Origin of the sequence: Xanthomonas sp. NCPPB 1067, from assembly GCF_020783795.1 — a bacterium.
Taxonomy (GTDB): Bacteria; Pseudomonadota; Gammaproteobacteria; order Xanthomonadales; family Xanthomonadaceae; genus Xanthomonas; species Xanthomonas melonis.
The window spans coordinates 87481-106517 of sequence record NZ_JAJGQG010000002.1 but is presented as its reverse complement, the minus strand read 5'-3'; the positions used below and the strand labels follow the sequence as shown (position 1 = coordinate 106517).

The 19037-nt window shown below is 69.2% G+C and carries 17 protein-coding genes; 10 read left to right on the top strand and 7 right to left on the bottom strand.

Annotation, left to right across the window (positions count from 1 at the left end):
• The first annotated feature begins 97 nt into the window (after positions 1-97).
• Positions 98-1012 carry a lauroyl acyltransferase gene (locus tag LL962_RS02165; protein ID WP_228315739.1) on the top strand — a complete coding sequence of 305 codons (915 nt, stop codon included), beginning with the start codon at positions 98-100 and terminating at the stop codon, positions 1010-1012.
• A 54-nt stretch (positions 1013-1066) separates the two neighbouring features.
• On the opposite strand, the gene LL962_RS02160 is transcribed toward LL962_RS02165, so the two are convergent.
• Positions 1067-1588, bottom strand: coding sequence for a GNAT family N-acetyltransferase (locus tag LL962_RS02160; RefSeq protein WP_104585350.1), 522 nt, complete (start codon positions 1586-1588; stop codon positions 1067-1069).
• Positions 1589-1967: 379 nt separating this feature from the next.
• On the opposite strand from LL962_RS02160, the gene ribA reads away from it, so the two are divergent.
• The 3 genes from ribA to LL962_RS02145 all read left to right on the top strand — a co-directional run bounded on the left by ribA (position 1968) and on the right by LL962_RS02145 (position 5404).
• Positions 1968-3101: a GTP cyclohydrolase II RibA gene (ribA, locus tag LL962_RS02155; protein WP_104585351.1), complete on the top strand. Its 1134-nt coding sequence runs from the start codon at positions 1968-1970 to the stop codon at positions 3099-3101.
• 210 nt (positions 3102-3311) lie between these two features.
• Positions 3312-3911 (top strand): PH domain-containing protein, encoded by a 600-nt coding sequence (locus tag LL962_RS02150; RefSeq protein WP_228315738.1) that lies wholly within the window; start codon positions 3312-3314, stop codon positions 3909-3911.
• Positions 3908-5404, top strand: a complete 1497-nt coding sequence (locus LL962_RS02145; RefSeq protein WP_228315737.1) for a PH domain-containing protein — start codon at positions 3908-3910, stop codon at positions 5402-5404. Before LL962_RS02150 ends, LL962_RS02145 begins: the two co-directional genes overlap by 4 nt.
• A gap of 88 nt (positions 5405-5492) precedes the next feature.
• Here LL962_RS02145 and LL962_RS02140 read toward each other — a convergent pair whose 3' ends face one another.
• Positions 5493-6551 (bottom strand): CDP-glycerol glycerophosphotransferase family protein, encoded by a 1059-nt coding sequence (locus LL962_RS02140; protein ID WP_228315736.1) that lies wholly within the window; start codon positions 6549-6551, stop codon positions 5493-5495.
• Between LL962_RS02140 and LL962_RS02135 the strand changes: the two genes are divergently transcribed.
• Positions 6552-7376, top strand: coding sequence for a glycosyltransferase family 2 protein (locus LL962_RS02135; protein ID WP_228315735.1), 825 nt, complete (start codon positions 6552-6554; stop codon positions 7374-7376).
• Positions 7377-7457: 81 nt separating this feature from the next.
• Here the strand turns inward: LL962_RS02135 and LL962_RS02130 are convergent, their stop codons facing one another.
• The 5 genes from LL962_RS02130 to def all read right to left on the bottom strand — a co-directional run bounded on the left by LL962_RS02130 (position 7458) and on the right by def (position 13787).
• On the bottom strand, positions 7458-8744 hold the full coding sequence (locus LL962_RS02130) for an O-antigen ligase family protein (RefSeq protein ID WP_228315734.1): 1287 nt from the start codon (positions 8742-8744) through the stop codon (positions 7458-7460).
• Positions 8745-8897: 153 nt separating this feature from the next.
• On the bottom strand, positions 8898-10619 hold the full coding sequence (locus LL962_RS02125) for an ArnT family glycosyltransferase (protein WP_228315733.1): 1722 nt from the start codon (positions 10617-10619) through the stop codon (positions 8898-8900).
• Between the two features lie 48 nt (positions 10620-10667).
• Positions 10668-11978, bottom strand: coding sequence for a 16S rRNA (cytosine(967)-C(5))-methyltransferase RsmB (gene rsmB, locus LL962_RS02120; protein WP_228315732.1), 1311 nt, complete (start codon positions 11976-11978; stop codon positions 10668-10670).
• Entirely contained in the window at positions 11978-12901 is a 924-nt protein-coding gene (gene fmt / locus LL962_RS02115) for a methionyl-tRNA formyltransferase (protein WP_228315731.1), read from the bottom strand. The genes rsmB and fmt overlap by 1 nt, the downstream gene beginning before the upstream one ends.
• A gap of 373 nt (positions 12902-13274) precedes the next feature.
• Entirely contained in the window at positions 13275-13787 is a 513-nt protein-coding gene (def, locus tag LL962_RS02110) for a peptide deformylase (protein WP_104585367.1), read from the bottom strand.
• Between the two features lie 131 nt (positions 13788-13918).
• Here def and LL962_RS02105 point away from each other — a divergent pair, with 131 nt between their 5' ends.
• The 5 genes from LL962_RS02105 to LL962_RS02085 all read left to right on the top strand — a co-directional run bounded on the left by LL962_RS02105 (position 13919) and on the right by LL962_RS02085 (position 18929).
• Positions 13919-15055 (top strand): LysM peptidoglycan-binding domain-containing protein, encoded by a 1137-nt coding sequence (locus LL962_RS02105; protein WP_228315730.1) that lies wholly within the window; start codon positions 13919-13921, stop codon positions 15053-15055.
• A 71-nt stretch (positions 15056-15126) separates the two neighbouring features.
• Positions 15127-16263 carry a DNA-processing protein DprA gene (gene dprA / locus LL962_RS02100; protein ID WP_228315729.1) on the top strand — a complete coding sequence of 379 codons (1137 nt, stop codon included), beginning with the start codon at positions 15127-15129 and terminating at the stop codon, positions 16261-16263.
• A gap of 42 nt (positions 16264-16305) precedes the next feature.
• Positions 16306-16779: a DUF494 family protein gene (locus LL962_RS02095; RefSeq protein ID WP_003484452.1), complete on the top strand. Its 474-nt coding sequence runs from the start codon at positions 16306-16308 to the stop codon at positions 16777-16779.
• A 38-nt stretch (positions 16780-16817) separates the two neighbouring features.
• Positions 16818-17540 (top strand): pilin, encoded by a 723-nt coding sequence (locus LL962_RS02090; protein WP_228315728.1) that lies wholly within the window; start codon positions 16818-16820, stop codon positions 17538-17540.
• A 54-nt stretch (positions 17541-17594) separates the two neighbouring features.
• Complete coding sequence (locus tag LL962_RS02085) at positions 17595-18929, top strand: RDD family protein (protein ID WP_228315727.1); 1335 nt, start codon at positions 17595-17597, stop codon at positions 18927-18929.
• The last annotated feature ends 108 nt before the right edge of the window (positions 18930-19037 follow it).

The following is a 19037-nucleotide window of genomic DNA, read 5'->3' as shown; positions in this document are numbered from 1 at the left end:
TCTTTCAGTCATCGATACGGTATCGCGCAGCATGCAGAGCCGCGCGCCCACTGTCACGTGCGGGCCTTCGCCGGCTGCGCTGTTTAGAATCGTGCCGATGACACCCAACGTTCGTGCCCGCCTGCTCTACGCCACCGCCGCTGCCGTGGGTCGTCTGCCATGGCCACTGCTCAAACACATGGCCGACCTGCTGGCCTGGAGCTGGCGCAAGCTCGATGCCCGCGAGAGCCGCGTGGCCCGGCGCAACCTGGAACTTGCGTATCCGGAGCTTGGCGCCGCACAACGTGCGCAGCTGCATGCGCAGATCCTGCAATCGACCGCGCGGCAGACGCTGGAAGTGCTGCGCACCTGGACCCGCCCGCCGCAGGAGAATCTGGCGCGCCTGCAGCGCAACGGCCAGGAGCTCTACGACGCCGCGCTGGCGTCCGGGCGCGGGGTGATCGTGGCGGCGCCGCATTTCGGCAACTGGGAGCTGCTCAACCAGTGGCTGTCCGAACGCGGCCCGATCGCCATCGTCTACCGCCCGCCGGAATCGGAGGCGATGGACGGCTTCCTGCAACTGGCCCGCGGCGGCGACAACGTCCGCCAGGTTCGCGCCGAGGGGCCGGCGGTACGGCAGTTGTTCAAGGTCCTCAAGGACGGCGGTGCGGTCGGCATCCTGCCCGACCAGCAACCCAAGATGGGCGACGGCGTGTTTGCGCCGTTCTTCGGCATGCAGGCGCTGACCATGACCCTGGTCAACCGGTTGGCCGAACGCACCGGCGCCGTCGTGCTGTATGGGTGGTGCGAGCGCGCAGGCGAGGACCTGCAGTTCGCGCTGCACGTACGACCGGCCGACCCGGCCGTCGCCGATCCGGACCCGATGCGCGCGGCCAGCGCACTCAATGCCGGTATCGAACAGATCGCCCGCCGCGATCCTGCCCAGTATCAGTGGACCTACAAGCGCTACACGCTGCGCCCGCCGGGCAGCGGCGAGGCCAACCCGTACGCGACCGAGCGGCACCCGCACTAGACCGATCGGCCGGGCCGTGGCGCGCTCCGGACGCGCCGTGCAACCGGGCGAGCCTCAGTCGTCGTGCGGGTCGGCGGGCGTGGCCAGGATGCGCTGGTAGAACGCCAGATCCAGCCAGCGGCCGAACTTGAAGCCCGCCTCGCGTACGGTACCGGCATGGGTGAAGCCGAACTGTTCGTGCAAGGCGATGCTGGCCTGGTTGCTGGCGTCGATGCCGCCGACCAGCACATGCACGCCGCGTTGCTGCGCGACCTCGATCAAGGCCTGCAACAGCGTGCGCCCCAGTCCCTTGCCGCGATGGTCGCGATGGACGTAGATCGAATGCTCGACGCTGTACTTGAACGCCGGCCAGGCCCGAAAGGTGCCATAGCTGGCAAAACCCATCAGGGTGCCGTCGGCGTCCTCCACCCCGATGACCGGGAAGCCGCCGGCCTGCTTGGTGGCGAACCAGCCGACCATGCTTTCCGGCGGGCGCGGCCGATAGTCGTACAACGCGGTCGAATGCGCGATGGCTTCGTTGAAGATGTCCAGGATGGCCGTGGCATGACGCGCCTGGCTGCAGTCGACGATACGCATGGGGTCCGCGGCGGTGGAAGGTCGTGGAATTAGAAAGCATTGCCGAGCGCTGAACAACGCGAGCGGCACGCAACCAATCGGCGCTGGCGGTGCCACTCAGACGGCAACGGCTGGATGCAGCGTTCCACCCATCCGTGCCACTGCCGGCGGCGAACCGCGCCACAATGGCGCCGCACGATCGCCTGGCGCCGGGTGATCGGCCGCGGCGCACGGTCGCCGGCTGGACAGAGCGGTTGCCGCGCCGTCGCGCTGGCTGGTTGGTGCCGGCGCTGCGCTCGGCGGCCACCGCCACCGACACGCAACCGCGACATGGCTGCAGCGGGCGCTGCTCGACTGGGCGTCTTGAAGCGGCCGTGGCAATCCCCATCTGGAGTCGTGCATGAGCAGCCCCGTTCCCACCCCCAGCGCACAGGCCTTCGGCGATCCGGCAGCGATCCGCTGCGAGCGCGCCGCCTCCGAACTGCGGGCCGGCCGGCCGGTGCTGCTGACCGCTGCCGATGGGCAGGCGCGCGCGGTGCTGGCGCTGGACAGCAGCACCGCGTCGTCGTATGCGGCATTCGCGCGCGCCGCACAGGAGCGCCACTACCTGTTCGTGACACCCACACGCGCGCAGGTGCTGGGGCTGAGCGCGCCGCAGGGCGCACGCGTGGCGCTGCGCAGCCTCGACTACGATCAGCTGGCCGCGCTGGCCTACCTGCGCGACACCCCGGTGCCGACACAGTGGACCGCCGGCGATGCGCTGGATGCCGGCGGGGTGGATATCGTGCGGCTGGGATTGCTGCTGCCGGCCCTGCTGGCGGTGGAGCTGCGCGACGTGCACGCCCACGCCGCCTTCGCCGGCTGCCAGTCGCTGGCGCTGGAAGATCTGGACAGCGGCTGCGCCAAATCCGCGGCCGCCGGCTACGAACTGGTCACCCGCACGCCGGTGCCGCTGCGCGGCCTGGGCATGAGCGAGTTCGTAGTGTTCCGCGGCGGGGTGGCCCAGCGCGATCAGGTCGCCATCGTGGTCGGCGCGCCCGATCTGTCGAAGGCGGTGCCGGTGCGCGTGCATTCCTCCTGCCTGACCGGGGACCTGTTCGGTTCGCTCAAGTGCGATTGTGGCGACCAGCTGCGGCATGGGCTGGCCAAGCTGAAGGAGCTTGGCGGCGGCGTGCTGCTGTATCTGGATCAGGAAGGCCGCGGTACCGGCATCGCCGCCAAGATGCGCGCCTATGGCTATCAGCATGCCGGTCTGGACACCATCGATGCCGATGCGCAGCTGGGCTTCGGCCCGGACGAACGCCGGTATGGCGGCGCAGTGGCGATGCTGCGTGGCCTGGGCATCGGCCGCATCCGGCTGCTCACCAACAACCCGGCCAAGGCCGAGCGGTTGCGCGCGGCCGGCATCGCGGTGGAAGACCGGATTCCGGTCACCGGCGACATCACTCCGGAAAACGAACAATACCTGCGGACCAAGGCCACGCGGGCCGGCCATGCGCTGGACGTGGATGCTCTGATCCTGGCTGCACAGTAGCGCGCTCGGCAACACCGATCCGGCGCAGCGCTTGCGGCCGCCCTGTCGCGCAGATGCGCTGCCTTGGACGGGTGCTGCGGCCATCCCTGCCGCTCCCGGAGCGCCGCGCCCGAGGCCCCCACCCGGTTCGGGCCCGGCAGCGCCCGTTCACGGCGGCCGAGATCGCTGCCCGACCCGATCGTTTGCGATCGCAAGCCAGCACCGCGCCGGATGCAGATCGGCCGGGTGCCCGGCTATGCTGGCGAACCGCTCTCGCAGACCCGCCTCGTGCACGACGCCCCGCCACCGCATCCCGACATCCTGGTTCGCGCAGACCCGGTGCAGCCGCCGGCCCTGGACCACGCACGGTGGCAGCAGCTGCCGCGACGTGGCGCGTATGTTGCAGCGGTCAATGGCGCACTGGGAGGCGGCTGCGCGGCGCTGATCGCCGCCGCAGTCATCGCGACGATGATGCATGTCTGGCGATACTGGCCCGTCGTCCTGGGCGTCATGCTGGCAGCGGCGGCGCTGGGTGCCTGGCTGGCGGTCAAGCGTCACCGACTCACGCTCTGGAAGCTCGACCAACATGGCCTGGCGCTGCAGCGCGGCCATCTGTGGCAGAGCGATACCCGGGTTCCGATCTCGCGTGTGCAGCACGTGGACCTGCGCCGCGGCCCGATCGAACGGGCCACACGCCTGACCACGCTGGTGGTGCACACCGCCGGGAGCCGGCTCAACGCCGTGGCGCTGTCCGGGCTGGATCAGGCCGACGCCGAACGCCTGCGCGACCGGCTCGCGCGTCAGCTCGATCACCACGACGACGCGCTGTGAGTGCGATCGGCCACGCCGGCGACGACGAGCAGCGCCTGCACCCGCTGTCGTGGGTGTTCGTGCTGCTGCAGCAGATCCGCCAGTTCCTGATCCCGCTGGTGGCGCTGATCGTGTTCGGCAGCCGCGACGGCAACCGCGACTCGGCCGACCACATCGCCACCGGGGTGGTGATCGCAGTGCTGGTGGCGATCTCGGTGCTGCGCTATTTCACCTACCGCTACCGCATCGGCCAGGACAGCGTGGCCATTCGCAGCGGGCTGTTCGAGCGCAGCCGGCGCGATATTCCGTTCGCCCGCATCCACAATGTGGTGGTGCATCAATCGCTGCTGCACCGGCTGACCGGCGTGGCCGAGGTACGGCTGGAATCGGCTGGCGGGCACAAGCCGGAAGCGCAGATGCGCGTGCTGCGGCTGGACCAGGCGCTGGCGCTGGAAGACCTGATTCGCCGCCGCGTGCACCACGCCGCGCCGGTTGCCGCGCCCACCGAGGACCACGGCACGCTGCTGCGCCTGCCGATGGCCGAAGTGATCCGCCTGGGCCTGATTTCCAACCGCGGCATGGTGGTGGTGGCTGCCGCGTTCGGCGTGATCTACCAGATGATCCCGCGCCGCGTTGCCTCCAATTTCATCGAGACCAATGGCGAGCTGGCTTACCGCTATGTCAGCCAGGTGCATCCGGGCGCCGCGGTCACCGCCACGCTGGTGACGATCGCCTGCCTGGCTGTCCTGGTGGCGATGCGTGCCTTGTCGGTGGCCCTGGCGGTGACCCAATACCACGGGTTCCGCCTGAGCGAATCGGAACGCCGCCTCACCGTGGAACGCGGCCTGCTGACCCGGATCCGCAGCAGCGTGGCGCTGCGGCGCATCCAGGCATGGACCGTGCACGAAAGCTGGTTGCATCGCCTGTTCGGCCGCCGTCAGTTGCGCGTGGACACCGCCGTGGCCGGCGCCGGCGACAACCAGGACAGCGCGCTGAAGGAACTGGCGCCGATCGTCGACCCGCAGCGCTGCGATGCCCTGCTGCAGCGTTTGCTGCCCGGCATCGCCTGGCCGCCGGCGCAGTGGCAGGGCATCGCCACACACTGCTGGTGGCGTCTGAGTCTGCCGACCCTGGTGTTGCTGATGCCGCTGCTGGCGGTGCTGTGGTGGCAGTTCGGCGAACAGGCGGGGTGGTTGCTGCTGTGGCTGCCGTGGAGCGCGTTCAAGGCGCACCGGCAGGTGCAGCGCATGGGCTACACGGTGGATGCGCGCTACGTCGCGGTGCGCGGCGGCTGGTGGAAGCGCTGGTGGCGGCTGGCCGAACTGGACAAGCTGCAGGCACTGCAGCTGCAGCGCTCGCCGCTGGACCGTCTCACCGGTACCGCCACGCTATGGCTGGACACCGCCGGCGCCACCGGGCCGGCGTTGCGGCTGCGCTTCGTCCCGTTGGCGCAGGCCCAGGCACTGCAGGCGCAGCTCGGTGCGGCATTGGCGCAGCGCAGGCTGCGCTGGTGAGTTGGGATCGGGAATCGGGATTGGGGATTGGCGATCGGATCGACCGCTGATCGACGGCGGCATCGCTTCGATGAGCAACTGGCAGCGATCAGCGCTGCGCCGGCCCCCAGTAGCCGAGCTCGCGGCGGATCTGCAGGCCGCGCCAGAGCGCACCCAGCGGCTTGGGCCGCAAGGTGCCGAGCCGGCCGGCAAGGAAGTCCTCGGTGGCGGCGATCACCCGTTCGGACGATTGCCCATCGCGATACGGATGGATCGCATCGGCATACGCGGCCAGTGCGCTGCGTAGCGCCGCATCCGGTGCCAGCGCGCGCGCCAGCTGCTGCGGCAAGTGCTCGGGCTGCTCGAAGTTCAGCATGTGCGGTTGCGGCACCCGGTTGCGGAAGGTCACCACCGGTTTGTGCTGCACCACGAACTCGGACACGATCGACGAGGTGTCCGACACCAGCACATCGGCCGCCCGCTGCGCAGCCATCACGTCTTCCGGCTCGACGAAGCGCGCGTGGGCACCCGCCAGTGCGCGATACCGATCGAACAGCTCCGACGCGCACTTGGGATGCAGGGTGAGCAGCCAGTAATGCGTTCCGCGCGCGATGTCGGCGGCGATTGCGTCGAACAGCACCGGGGCCGCGCTCAGCCGTTCGGTGAAGGTGGAACCGAACAGGAGCACCGGGCGGCCATTGGCCGGCGCGCGCAATGCAGCGCCGTGGCCGCCATCGTCACGGAACACCGGGTCGAGCTTGGGCCAGCCGGTTTCGGCCACCGCGAAATGCCCTTCGCGCGCGGCCAGCGCACGAAACGGCGCGGTGGTGGCCGGGCCCTGCGTGCAATACAGATCGAACAGACCCCGCACGCGGAAATGACCGCGGTTGTCCTCGCGCTTTTGCACGTTGAACCCATGGAACAGCTGGACCTTGGCCCCGGAGAGGAAGGGCGGCACCCAGTTGGCCGCGCTGAACACCGCGCGCGGACGCAGGGCCAGCGCCTCGCGCAGGCCCACTTCGCGCACGCCCGGCAGCAGCAGACCGCGCGCGCCGCCTTCGTACCAGGCGGCCACCGTGTCGCCGCGGGCCTGTAACGCCTGCGCCAATGGCGCCAGAATAGGCAAGGCGTAACGTTCCGTTGCGAACAGCAGGTAATCGGCCATCACATGTCCTCTTCGACCGCACCCGACCCACGGCCGCGCATCAGCGCCTGCATTATCGCGTTCAACGAGGCCGATCGCCTACGCGACTGCCTGACCTCGCTGACGTTCTGCGATGAGATCGTGGTGGTGGACTCCGGCTCCACCGACGCCACCGCGAGCATCGCCGCCGCGCATGGCGCACGCGTGCTGCAGCGCGCCTTCGACGGCTACCGCAGCCAGAAGGCGTACTGTGTCGAACAGGCCAGCCATGACTGGGTGTTGTGCCTGGATGCGGACGAACGCGTCGGCGAGACCCTGCGCGCTGCCATCCTCGCCGCACGCGACGCCGGGTTCTCCGGAGCGGCCGGTTACCGGTTCGCCCGGCTGTCGGATTATTTCGGTCGGTTCCTGCGCCACGGCAATGCCTATCCGGACCGCGTGCTGCGGCTGTTCGATCGACGCCGCGGCGGCTGGCGCGGCAAGCGCGAGATCCACGAAGCGGCCAGCGTCGATGGCGCGGTCCTCACCCTGGCGGGCGATCTGATCCACTACCCGTACCGCTCGCTGGCACAGCAGTTGGCCAAGACCCAGCGCTATGCGCAGATGATGGCCGAACACGATCACGCACGCGGCAAGCGCGCCACCTGGAGCAAACTGGTACTGGCGCCGGCATGGCGGTTCTGGCGCGGCTACCTGTTTCGCGGCGGATTTCGCGACGGCTGGCACGGGCTGATCTACGCCTATGTGCGCGCCAACTACGTGCGCCAGAAGACCATCATGCTGTGGCTGCTGCAGCACGACCTGCCGGTGCAGGATCCGCCGCGCGCACCGGATCGGCATCTCGACTGAACGCACCCATCGAGCCGGCGAACGGCTCGGCCATCAGCACGACAGCGCAGAGTTCCGATCCCTCAGAACGCCGCGCAGCGCCTAGCCGGCGCCGGTCGCCAGCCTGGCCTGCTCTACCTGCTCCACCTGACGCATCGCAAGGCCGGTCAGCACACCGACCATCGCCGTGTAGAAACTGGCCGAGATCTGATGCGCGAACATCGATTGGGTCAAGCCGCACAGGACGTAGCTGATCACCAGCATCACCCCGGCTGCGGCCGGGCCACGAAACTGCGCCTGCCTGCTGCGCCGATGCAGGCGCACGAACACCAGCAACGGAATGCCGTAGACCGCCATCAGCAGCAACAGGCCCGGCACGCCCTGGGTGGCGCCCCACTCGGCCAGATCGTTGTGCGCATGGCCCAGGTGACACCGCAGCAGCCAGGTGTCGCCGGCGCAGATCGGCAGTTCGCGCATCGCATCGTCGAAACGGCCGACGCCCACACCGGTCAGCGGATGCGCAAGCAGCGTATCCCAGGCCACATGCAGGCGCTCGATGCGCGCTCCGGCCGACGAATCGGCATCGCCCACCTCGTAGCGCTGCAGATCGCTCTGCAATTCGCCCAGGCGCATCTGCTCGGTCAGCGCCGGCACGCTGACGAGTACGCCCACGGCCACCGCCGCACTGCCCACGAAACTCAACAGCCGCAGCCGCCTGTTCTGCCAGGGCGCGCCCCAGATCAGCACGCCCAGCGTCAACAACAACGCCAGCCAGACCCCGCGGCTGCCGCTGAGCACGATCACCGCCACCGCCGCGATGGCGGCGCCGGCCAGCCAGCGCAGGCCGCCGAGCGGGCGGCAGAACGCCACCACCACCAGCAGCAGCATGGCGATATCGGCGAACACGATCGCGTTGGTCCACCCCTCGGCACGGTCGGCGCCATCGCTCACCTGCACCACCGCGATCAGCATCGCCGCGAACACGCCGGCCAGCGCTCCGCGCCAGAGCCAGACCTGGCGTGGCTGCAAGGCATACGCCCACAGCGCCGCCCAGGGCAGCACCAGAAAGCGCGAGCGGTTGTCGACATCGCGCAGGGCGGGTTCGAACAGCGCGACCGACAGCAGCGACATCGCGATCACCGCCAACGTCAACCAACCCAGCGTCCGCAACGGCCAGCGGCGCGCGGCGATGCCGGCGCGCAGCTGGCGCCACCCGACCAGCGAGCCGAATAACAGGCACAGGCCGAACGGCAGCAGACCGCTCGGCATGCTGACCACCAACGCGGTCAGACTGAACACACCCAGCTCCGCAATGCCCATCCCCAAGCGCGACGATGTCGTGGCACCGGGCTTCTCGAGCGAAGCGGGCGGGGAACTCAAATAGGTCATCTGTACGTCGGGGGCAAGGAAGAAGGTGAACCGGCGCCGGGCAAGCGCGCGCGCCAAGCTAACGCTGCGCCGCATGAATCGTTGCTAGACGGCGGCAGATAGCGGCGGCGGCATGGCGTGGAATCGAGCGGCGCAGCCCGCAGCGCAACAGGCTCACTCGGCATCCAGATTGCCCTGCTCCCTGGCTTCCACCGCCTTCTGCGTGGCGCTGGCCACGCACGTGCCCTGGATGGCGTCGGCCGGCACCAGCCACCAGCGGCGCCGGTTCGCCACCCCCACCAGCTGGCTACGACGACGGTCGACGCAGTCCAGCAGCGCGGTCTCCTGCACCATCAGCCAGCGCCGCTTCGGGTCTGCGGCCTGCCACGCCACGCCATCCCGCAGCTGGAGGTCCCAGGGCACCTTGAAACCGAAGGTCCGCGCCGGCCGGTCGGCCATCAGCAGGTTCTGCTCCTTCCAGGCCACCAGGCCGAGCTGCGCCTCCGGGCCGATGCGACGCCCGGCCTCGCGCATCACCGCGCCGGCCGAGCTGGAGTCGTTGAAGATGGGATAACAGACCAGGCCGAAGCTCACCCACCACGCGCCCAGCAACGCCGCCACCGCCAGCACGGAGCGTCGAACGCGCAGCACCAGCAGGCAGACCGCTCCCCAACCGCCTACCGCCAGCAGCAGCCAACCCAGCGGATCGGTGGCTTCGCTGCCCACTCCGCGGCTGTCCATGATCTTCTGTTCGAAACCCGGGTGCCCGATCAGCATCGCCGCCCCGCCGGCCACGAAGGCAACGCTCAGCAGCAGCGCGAAGCCGAACAGCAAGCGCTGCACACCGGCCCGGCGCAGCAGGCCTGCGGCCAGCGGCGCCAGGGCCAGGCAGAACATCGGCAGGGCCGGCAGGATGTACACATCGCGCTTGCCGCTGGGGATGGTGAAGAACACCAGCACCAGCAGCCACCACGCCAGCGGCAGCAGATAGCGCGCATCGCGTCGGCGCAGCCGCCGGCGCCAGGCCGGGATCGCCCACGGCAGCAGCAGGATGGGCGGCAGCCACATCGTGGCCATGCTCTGCAGGTGATACCAGACCGGCTGCGCGTGATCCCAGGAGCTGGCATAACGCTTGGCGGTCTGGCGCAACAGGATGTCGTTGAGATACACGCGGTATTCGGGCTGGCCGGCGGTCAGCGCGGTGACCACCATCGGCACGAACCACAGTGCGATCGCCACGAAGAAAAACAGCGGCCCGAGCCAGAAGCGGCGGTCGCGCACATGCACGCGCACACCCGGCCAGCCGCGTACAGCGGCGATCCCGGCCGGGATCAGCATCAGCAACGCGATGATGCCCACGCCCTTGGTGATCACCCCCAACCCGGCGGCGAACCAGCCCAGCGTCCACCATCGCCAGGCCGGCCCCAGCAGCAGGTGACGCAGCAGCCCGTAATTGGCCAGGGTGATCCAGAACACCACCAGCGGGTCGATCTGCGCCTTCTTGGCCTGGAAGGTGAAGTGCAGCGTGAACAACAGCATCCACGCTGCATACGCGCCCACCCGTCGGGTCCACAGCCGCCGGCCCAGGTCGTACACGCAGGCCAGCGTGCCCAGCGCCGCCAGCAGCGACGGCAGCAGGAAGGCCACCCGCCAGTTGCCCAGCAACGTATAGAACAGCGCCTGCAGCCACATCAGCATCGGCGGTTTGTCCGAGTACAACTCGTTGCCGCGATGCGGGAACAGCCAATCTCCGCTCAGCACCATCTGCTTGGCGACCAGGGCGAAGCGTGGCTCGTCCGAGGGCCAGGGGTCGCGCAAGCCCAGCCCGGCACCGATCACCAGTACCGCTGTCACGGCCAACAGCCAGAAATCCTTTGAGGCACGGGTCTTGAGCATGGCAGGCGGCAGCGGGGACGGGGAAAGGGAGTGCCGGAACCGGCGCGATCAGGAGGCTTTTAGCAAAAGCGCGTAGAAGAAACCGTCGCAGTGCTGCTCACCCGGGAAGCGTTGCCGCCCTGGACCGGCCGCATGTCCGAACGGCGTCTCCAGCGGCTGCGCTCGCGCATCGGGCGTGCGCTGCAGGAATGCGGCGATCTGCGCCTGGTTTTCGCGTGCCAGCAGCGAGCAGGTGGTATAGAGCAGCCGCCCGCCCGGACGCAGGGTGCGCCAGCTCGCATCCAGCAGGCGCGCCTGCAACGCACACAGCGCATCGATATCGTCGGCCCGGCGATGCAGCAGCACGTCCGGTTGCCGGCGCACGACTCCGGTGGCCGAACACGGCGCGTCCAGCAGCACCGCATCGAAGGGTTGGCCATCCCACCATGCGGCCAGGTCCGCGGCATCGGCGGCGTGCAGATGCACCTTCGCAGCCGGCACGGTGCGCTGCAGGGTGTGCTGCACGCGCTCCAGGCGGCGCGCATCCACGTCCAGCGCGGTGAGCTGCAGGCCGGGGTGGCGTTCCAGCAGATGCGCCGCCTTGCCGCCGGGCGCGGCGCAGGCATCGAGCACGCGTGCCGACGGGTCCAGCGCCAGCGCATCGGCCACCTGCTGTGCCGAGCCGTCCTGCACCGAGACCACGCCCTCTGCAAACCCAGGCAACTGGCTCACCGGCACCGCGCTCTCCAGCCGCACCGCGTCCGGGAGCAGCGCATCGACCTGCGCGGCAATGCCGGCTTCCGCCAGCTGCGCGACATAGGCGGCAGGGTCGGTGTGCCCGCGGTGCACGCGCAGCCACATCGGCGCCATCTGCGCGCTCGCCACGAAGATGGCTTCGGCGCGCGCGCCCCAGTCGGCCCGCAACTGCTTGCGCAGCCATGACGGCCAGCCGGCGTCGTCGGCCACCGCCGGAAAGCCTTCGCGCTGCGCACGTCGCAGGAGCGCATTGACCATGCCGGCCTGGCGCGGCCGGCCCAACGCACGGCAGGCATCCACGCTGGCCGACAAGGCCGCGTGCGCGGGCAACTGCAGCACGTCGAGTTGGGCGAAGCCGGCCATCAGCAAGGCCTTGAGCTCGGCATCGCGCGGGGGCAACGGACGCTCCAGCCATTGCCGCAGCGCGACGTCGTATGCCGGGCGACGGCGAACGACCGCAAAGCAGATCGCCTCCACCAGCGCGCGGTCGCGCGGGTCGGCCAGGCCGGGCAGCGCCGTGGCCAGTTCCGCCTTCAGCGAGCGCCCCTGATCGAACACGGCCGTCAGTACCCGCGTCGCCACCAGGCGCGAGGCGACGCCTGCAGCCACCGCATCGGCCGCCATCAGCGCAGCGCCGGCAGGTCGCGGCGCGCGTTGAGGTAATCGGCGGCGGTGATCGCCTTGCCGCCCTCGCGCTGCAATACGCGCACCCGCAGCGCGCCTTGCCCGCAGGCGATATCGATGCCCTGCTTGCTGGCCGCCAGCAGGGTGCCCGGCGGCTGCTGGTGGGCCAGTTCCAGCGCGACCGCACCGTGCACGCGCACGCGCTCGCCGGCCAATTGCGCTTCGGCTATCGGCCAGGGATTGAACGCGCGTACGCGCCGCGCCAGGTCCGGTGCCGGCTGCGCCCAGTCCAGTCGTGCCTGTGCCTTGTCCAACTTGTGCGCGTAGGTCACGCCGTGTTCCGGCTGCGGTTGCGCCACCGGGCGGATGCCGGCGCGCAACAGCCCCAGGCCGTCGGACAGCACCTGCGCACCCAGCGCCGCGAGGCGGTCGTGCAACTGGCCGCCGGTCTCCTGCTCGCCGATCTCGATGCGCTGGGACAGCAGCACCGGACCGGTGTCCAGCCCGGCCTCCATCTGCATCAGGCACACCCCGGTCTCGGTATCGCCGGCCTCGATCGCGCGCTGGATCGGCGCGGCGCCGCGCCAGCGTGGCAGCAGCGAGGCATGCACGTTCCAGCAGCCATGGGTTGGCGCAGCCAGCACCGCCTTGGGCAGGATCAGCCCGTAGGCCACCACCACCATCAGGTCGGCCTCGAGCCCGCGCAGCGTGGCCAGCGCCTCGGGCGAGCGCAGGGTCTGCGGCTGGTGCACCGGAATGCCACGCGCGACCGCCTCCAGCTTGACCGGCGACGGGGTCAGCCCGCGGCCACGGCCGGCCGGACGATCGGGCTGGGTATACACCGCCACCACTTCATGCCGCTGCGCGGCGGCGCGCAACGAGGCGACGGCGAACTCCGGCGTACCGGCGAAGACAATTCTCATAAGGCGGGGATTCGGGATTCGGGATTGGGGATTGGCAACAGCGGGGCTGGCCAGGGCGGAAACGACGTGGAGCTGACAGGGGAGAACGGGAGTGTGCGCGCAGATGCGAGTGGCGGCGCTATCGGACACCTACCGAGCGTCGGGAATCGGCGATCGCAAGCGGAAATTTGCTGTCCGCTACGGGCAACGGCTCATCCACTGCCGCATCCGGATTTTCAGGGCCATCCGCACGCCGACCGGATGAAACCGCGTCGGCTCACGCACACGACAGATCGCATCACGATGCGCACCGAATGATTGAAACCAGCGGACTCACAGACCTGCAGACATCCGCTCTTGCCAATCCCCAATCCCGACTCCCCAATCCCAGCCCTCAAGCCACATGCTTGCGCATCTTGGCCAGCTTCTTGCGCACCATTTCGCGCTTGAGCGGCGACAGGTAATCCACGAACAGCTTGCCGTCCAGATGATCCATTTCATGCTGGATGCACACCGCCAGCAGACCATCGGTGCTCAGCTCCTGGGCCTGCCCCTGACGATCGAGATAGCGCACGGTGATCGCATCGGCGCGGGTGACATCGGCAAAGATGCCCGGCACCGACAGACAGCCTTCCTGATACACCTGCTCGCCCTGCTTGCCGACGATCTCGGGATTGACGAACACCTGCGGGGCATTCTTCTCCTCGCTCACGTCGATGACCATGAAACGCTTGTGCACGTCCACCTGGCTGGCGGCCAGGCCGATGCCGGGCGCCTCGTACATGGTCTGAAACATGTCGTCGAGCAGGGTCTGGAACGCCGGGCTGACCACCTCGGCGGCATCGACCGGCACGGCCTTGGTGCGCAGCCGCGGGTCGGGAAATTCGAGAATAGGGAGCAGAGCCATGCGATTACCCGTCTGGGAACACCGGCCCGGCGCCGGCAAGACGGGGGCATTCTAGCGCACTGCTTGCGTGGCGCCCCGGTTTCTGGACTATAGTGCGCGGACCTGTTGGGGAATCAGGCAAGAAGGCACTCATGTTGAACCGACTTCGTACGGTCGTCGCTGCGGCGATGCTGACCGTCGCGACCTACGCTGCCGCGCAAGCGGTGGGCGAGCATCCAGACACCTATGTGGTCCGCAAGGGCGATACCTTGTGGGACATCGCCGGGCGTTTCCTGCAAAAACCATGGCTGTGGCCGGAGATCTGGCAGGCCAACCCGCAGATCCAGAATCCGCATCTGATCTATCCGGGCGACGTGATCAGCCTGGCCTACCTGGACCGCGTCGGCAAGGGCACGGTCCAGCCCGGCCCGCGCCAGGAAGCGCCGATCAATGCCATCCCGCTGTCGGACGTCGAGCCGTTCCTGAAGAACCTGCGCGTGGTCGAGGACTTCGACGAGCTGCCGTATGTGGTCGGCCTGGAAGGCGGCCGCACGCGTGCCACCACCGGGCAGGTCGCCTATGTGGTCGGCCTGGAAGACGCCCAGCCGGGTCAGCGCTACGCCGTGGTACGGCCGACCGTGAAGTTCAGCCTGCCCAAGCACAACGAAGACCTGGATTCGGCCGGCAACACCACGGCCGGCGCCGGCAACATCTGGAAGAACTACATCGCCCCGAGCACGCGCCGCGAATCGCTGGGCTACGAGCTGGCTCAGGTCAACGTCGGCACCATCACCCGCAGCGCGGCAGGCGGCAATTCCAGGGCGGCGACGCTGCTGCTGCAGGATAGCGGCCGCGAAGTGCGCGCCGGCGACCGCATCGTGGCCGTGGAAGCACAGCCGTACGACCTGCAGTTCATCCCGCACCCGCCGTCCGAACAGGCGCTGCAGACCGAACTGCGCGTGCTGGCGATCTCCGATGCCTTCATCGTCGGCGGTACCCGCGATGTGATCGCCATATCCGGCGGTGCCCGCGAAGGCATCAACAACGGCACGGTGTTCTCGATCTGGCGCAAGGGCCGCACGGTCAGCGACCGCGTCAAGCACTCGCGTTTTTCGCGCACCGACGACGACTTCAGCGGCCCGGCCGGCTCCACCGTCGGCCTGCCGGACGAGTACGCCTCGCACGCGATGGTGTTCCGCACTTACGACAAGGTCAGCTATGCGTTGGTGATGGAAAGCGTCAAGCCGACCGGCCTGGGCTACTTCGTCAAACATCCCGACGCGCAGTAAGCGAAACCCCCGATACACCAACGCGACGGCGCCCTAGGGCGCCGTCGTCGTTCGCGCGGCAGGCTGAGCGCATGACCCAGACCGCCGCCAACCTCCGCGACTTGCTGGTAGTGCTGCTGGCCGGCGGCCGCAGCCCACCGCGCCGCGCCTTGCTGGAAAGCTTCTCCACGGCCACCGCGCTGCTGGCGGCCGGGCCGCAGGCCTGGCGCGCCGCCGGCTGCGACGACCTGCAGACCGCCCGGCTGCAGGCCCCCGACGCGCAGCCCCTGGACGACGCCCTGCATTGGTGCACGCAGCCCGGGCATCATCTGATCGGCTGGCAGGATCCGGATTACCCCGCCCTGCTGCGTCACATCGCCAATCCGCCCCTGGCCTTGTTCGTGGATGGCGATCCGACTGCGCTCTGGCATCCCGGCGTGGCCGTGGTCGGCAGCCGCTCGGCCACCGCAGGCGGGCGCGACCACACCCGCGCGTTCGCTTCCAGCCTGGCCGGCGCCGGGCTGGGCATCATCAGCGGCATGGCGGCCGGCGTGGACGCCGTCGCGCACGAAGCCGCGCTGGCCCAGACTGGCGGCATCACCGTAGCGGTAGTCGGTACCGGGCCCGACCTGAGCTACCCCGCCCATCACCAGGGGCTGCGCGACCGTATCGCAGCACGTGGCGCGGTGGTCAGCGAATACCTGCCCGGCACCCGCGCAGTGGCGGCGCATTTTCCGGCCCGCAACCGGATCATCGCCGGGCTGGCACTGGGCACCCTGGTGGTCGAGGCCGCGATGCGTTCGGGCGCGCTGATCACGGCGCGTCTGGCCGCCGAGGCGGGGCGCGAGGTGTTTGCCCTGCCCGGCTCGCTGCACAACCCGCTCGCGCGCGGCTGCCATCACCTGATTCGGCAGGGCGCCACGCTGACCGAGGAGCCCGCCCAGGTCATCGACGGGCTGCAACTGCTCTCGGGCGAGTTGGCCGCGGCCTTGCGCCAACGCCTGGCCGCCCCCATCACCACCGTTGACACGCCTCCTGGTACCACCACCGCACGCCCGGATCCCGACTACCAGCGCTTGTGGCACGCCCTGGGCCACGACCCAACCCCTATGGATTCACTGATCCAGCGCACCGGATTGACGGCTGCCGCGCTGTCCTCCATGCTGCTCATCATGGAACTGGAGGGAGACGTGGTTGCCGAGCACGGTCGCTACACCCGCAATCCCTAGTTTCTTCACCTCCACAGCGTCGCGCGACGCAGGCCGAGGGCAATGAAAGAGAGCATTCTCGATGTACTGCTGTACCTGTTCGAACATTACTTCAGCGAAGATGCGGACCTCGTCCGCGACCGTGACTCGCTACAGAACGGCCTGATCCAGGCCGGCTTCAGCCCCGCAGAAATCAGCAAGGCCTTCGATTGGCTGGACGCGCTTTCCGAGCAGCGGCCAAGCGTCGCGCGCCCGCATGTCGACGGACCGGTACGCATCTATCACGGCCCGGAGCTGGACAAGCTCGATGTGGATTGCCGTGGATTTCTGCTGTTCCTCGAGCAACACCGCATCCTCGACGCCGACCAGCGCGAGCTGGTGCTGGACCGCGCCATGGCCCTGGACCAGGACGAACTGGACCTGGACGATCTCAAATGGGTGGTCCTGATGGTGCTGTTCAACCAGCCTGGCGCGGAAGCGGCTTACGCCTGGATGGAAACCCAAATGTTCCTGGACGAGCCTGAACCCGTACACTGAGGGTCGACGGCGCCACGGACGCGCGCGAGGGAATGGGGATGAGCAGTTGGTATTACGCCGAGGGCAACCGCCAGCGGCGTGGTCCGGTGGACAGTGGGGTCCTGCTGGACCTGTATCGCGAACGCCAGATCGCCCTGGACACGCTGATCTGGCGTGAGGGGCTGGACCAGTGGCGGCCGCTCTCCGCCTGCGCCGACATGCTCGGCCCGCCCGTCTCCACCGATCTGCACGCCGCCCCGGCACCACCACCGCTGCCGATGGGGGCACCGGGCGCCTGGCACCCCCATCCTGCTGCCACGCCGCCCTACCCGTCGGCCAGAGGCGCGGGCTGGCCGCTGGTATTGACCCTGATCGCGATCATCGGCGGCTTTTTCCTCATGGCCGTGCTCGGCATGCTTGCCGCCATCGCCGCGCGGTCCTACCAGGACTACCTGGCCCGTGCCAGGGTCACCCAGGCAGTGGCCGACCTGGCGCCGCTGAAACCGCAGATCGCCACCTTTCTCGCCAGCGAAGGCCGTTGCCCGGTCAACGGCGACGCCGGCTTCCCGGCACCGGAACACTATGCCTCCAATGCGTTCGCCAGCGTCCACATCGGCCGTTTCCAGACCACCGAGTGCGGCATCGAAGCGATCCTGCGAGCGCCGGATTCGCCGAGAATCGACGGCAAGACGGTATGGCTGGACCTGGATGCCGACGCCGACGTCTGGACCTGCAGCTCCGATATCGACGACCGCCAGCTTCCACCGAATTGCCGCGGCTGATCGGCCACGGCACGCATACCGCACCACCCACATCGCATCGCCAAGGGGACATCCATGACGCAGTGGTACTACGCCGACGCACAGCGGCAACGCCAGGGTCCGGTCGACACGGACACGCTTCGCACGCGCCTGTCGCAGGGCATCGTCGACCATTCCAGCCTGGTCTGGCGGGAAGGCCTGCCGCAGTGGGTCAGCCTGGGCGAGATCGTTGCCGAACTGCACCTCGACGCGCCGGGAGCGGCAGCGCCCCCACCGCCAGCCGATGCGCCGGTGCCAGCCCACGCAGTGGACGAGCACGCCGTGCACGAGACGGCCGCGGCCGCCGATCCGGCACGGCCGGCTGTCGCGTCGCTGGAGAGCGCCCCGGCTGGGGAAGCCGGGCCGCAGACCTGGACGGGATCGCCCGAGCTCGCCGGAGCCGGTTCGCGCGGGCCATCGGCCCCTGAGGCCGATACCCCTGCCGCGCCGGCAGAGACCTCGCCCGCCGCTGCCCTGGATGCAGCGGACGAGCGACTGCGAACCGCGCCGCAGACGCCAGGCGGGCAGCCGTGGTCTTCCTCCGCAGCGCCCGAGGCGGACGCCCCGGCGTGGCCCACCGCGTCGGTAGGTGCAGCCGATGCGGTCCTGCCGACGACGGCGACAGCAACGGGCGCGGCGGTCTCTCAGGCGGCCCCGGCGCCGGCAGGCAGGCCATTGCCCAGCGCCTGGGACAGCCCGACCGTCGCGTCCCCCGTCGCCGCTGCCGCTGCCGCTGCCGCGCACGATGCTCCGGTGGTCTATGCCGGCCTGTGGCGGCGGGTGGCCGCCAGCATCCTGGACAGCCTGGTGACCACCTTCGCGGCGTACCTGATCGTGATCCCGCTGGTGTTCGTGATTGCGATCGGGGCCGGCATGAGCGACGCCAGCTCGGCACTGGAGGATGGCAACGCACTCGGCATCGCACTGCTGGTGCTGTCCTACGGCATCGGCCTGGCCATTCCGACGGTGTACTTCGCCTGGATGCAGTCCAGCCGGCTCCAGGCCAGCCTGGGCAAGCTCGCCTGCGGCATCAAAGTGGTCCGTGCCGACAGCGGCGGCGCGCGGGCCGGCTTCTGGCGCAATCTGCTGCGTTACGTGGCCTATATGCTGATCAGCGTACTCACCCTGGGCATCGGCCTGATCGTGACGGCCTTCATGGCCGGGATGAGCCAGCGCAAGCAGGCGCCGCACGACAAGGTCTGCGATACCCTGGTGGTGGACCGCTGGGCCTTCACCGATCACCCGGAGCGTCAGTCCAAGGGCCTGGATACGGTCTCGATCGTGGTGCTGATCATCTACGGGCTGTTGCTGCTGTTCTCGCTCGTGGTGCTGTCGTTCATGCTGGCAGCGATCGGAATGGGCAACAGCTGACAATCGCGGCCCCGGCCGCTTGACACGGCGGCGTCCGCCGTGATCTTTCTAGGAACAGACCTGAACGCCCGGGAGTCCTCCCCGGGCGTCACCATGTGGGAAACGGCC

What these genes read in the sequence shown, in the direction of transcription:
- LL962_RS02125 (WP_228315733.1), bottom strand. Translation starts at nt 10,619, where the DNA reads ATGCTCAAGACCCGTGCCTCAAAGGATTTCTGGCTGTTGGCCGTGACA.
- LL962_RS02160 (WP_104585350.1), bottom strand. Translation starts at nt 1,588, where the DNA reads ATGCGTATCGTCGACTGCAGCCAGGCGCGTCATGCCACGGCCATCCTG.
- LL962_RS02135 (WP_228315735.1), top strand. Translation starts at nt 6,552, where the DNA reads ATGTCCTCTTCGACCGCACCCGACCCACGGCCGCGCATCAGCGCCTGC.
- LL962_RS02130 (WP_228315734.1), bottom strand. Translation starts at nt 8,744, where the DNA reads ATGACCTATTTGAGTTCCCCGCCCGCTTCGCTCGAGAAGCCCGGTGCC.
- LL962_RS02165 (WP_228315739.1), top strand. Translation starts at nt 98, where the DNA reads ATGACACCCAACGTTCGTGCCCGCCTGCTCTACGCCACCGCCGCTGCC.
- rsmB (WP_228315732.1), bottom strand. Translation starts at nt 11,978, where the DNA reads ATGGCGGCCGATGCGGTGGCTGCAGGCGTCGCCTCGCGCCTGGTGGCG.
- fmt (WP_228315731.1), bottom strand. Translation starts at nt 12,901, where the DNA reads ATGAGAATTGTCTTCGCCGGTACGCCGGAGTTCGCCGTCGCCTCGTTG.
- LL962_RS02090 (WP_228315728.1), top strand. Translation starts at nt 16,818, where the DNA reads ATGAGCAGTTGGTATTACGCCGAGGGCAACCGCCAGCGGCGTGGTCCG.
- LL962_RS02105 (WP_228315730.1), top strand. Translation starts at nt 13,919, where the DNA reads ATGTTGAACCGACTTCGTACGGTCGTCGCTGCGGCGATGCTGACCGTC.
- ribA (WP_104585351.1), top strand. Translation starts at nt 1,968, where the DNA reads ATGAGCAGCCCCGTTCCCACCCCCAGCGCACAGGCCTTCGGCGATCCG.
- LL962_RS02085 (WP_228315727.1), top strand. Translation starts at nt 17,595, where the DNA reads ATGACGCAGTGGTACTACGCCGACGCACAGCGGCAACGCCAGGGTCCG.
- def (WP_104585367.1), bottom strand. Translation starts at nt 13,787, where the DNA reads ATGGCTCTGCTCCCTATTCTCGAATTTCCCGACCCGCGGCTGCGCACC.
- dprA (WP_228315729.1), top strand. Translation starts at nt 15,127, where the DNA reads ATGACCCAGACCGCCGCCAACCTCCGCGACTTGCTGGTAGTGCTGCTG.
- LL962_RS02095 (WP_003484452.1), top strand. Translation starts at nt 16,306, where the DNA reads ATGAAAGAGAGCATTCTCGATGTACTGCTGTACCTGTTCGAACATTAC.
- LL962_RS02150 (WP_228315738.1), top strand. Translation starts at nt 3,312, where the DNA reads ATGCAGATCGGCCGGGTGCCCGGCTATGCTGGCGAACCGCTCTCGCAG.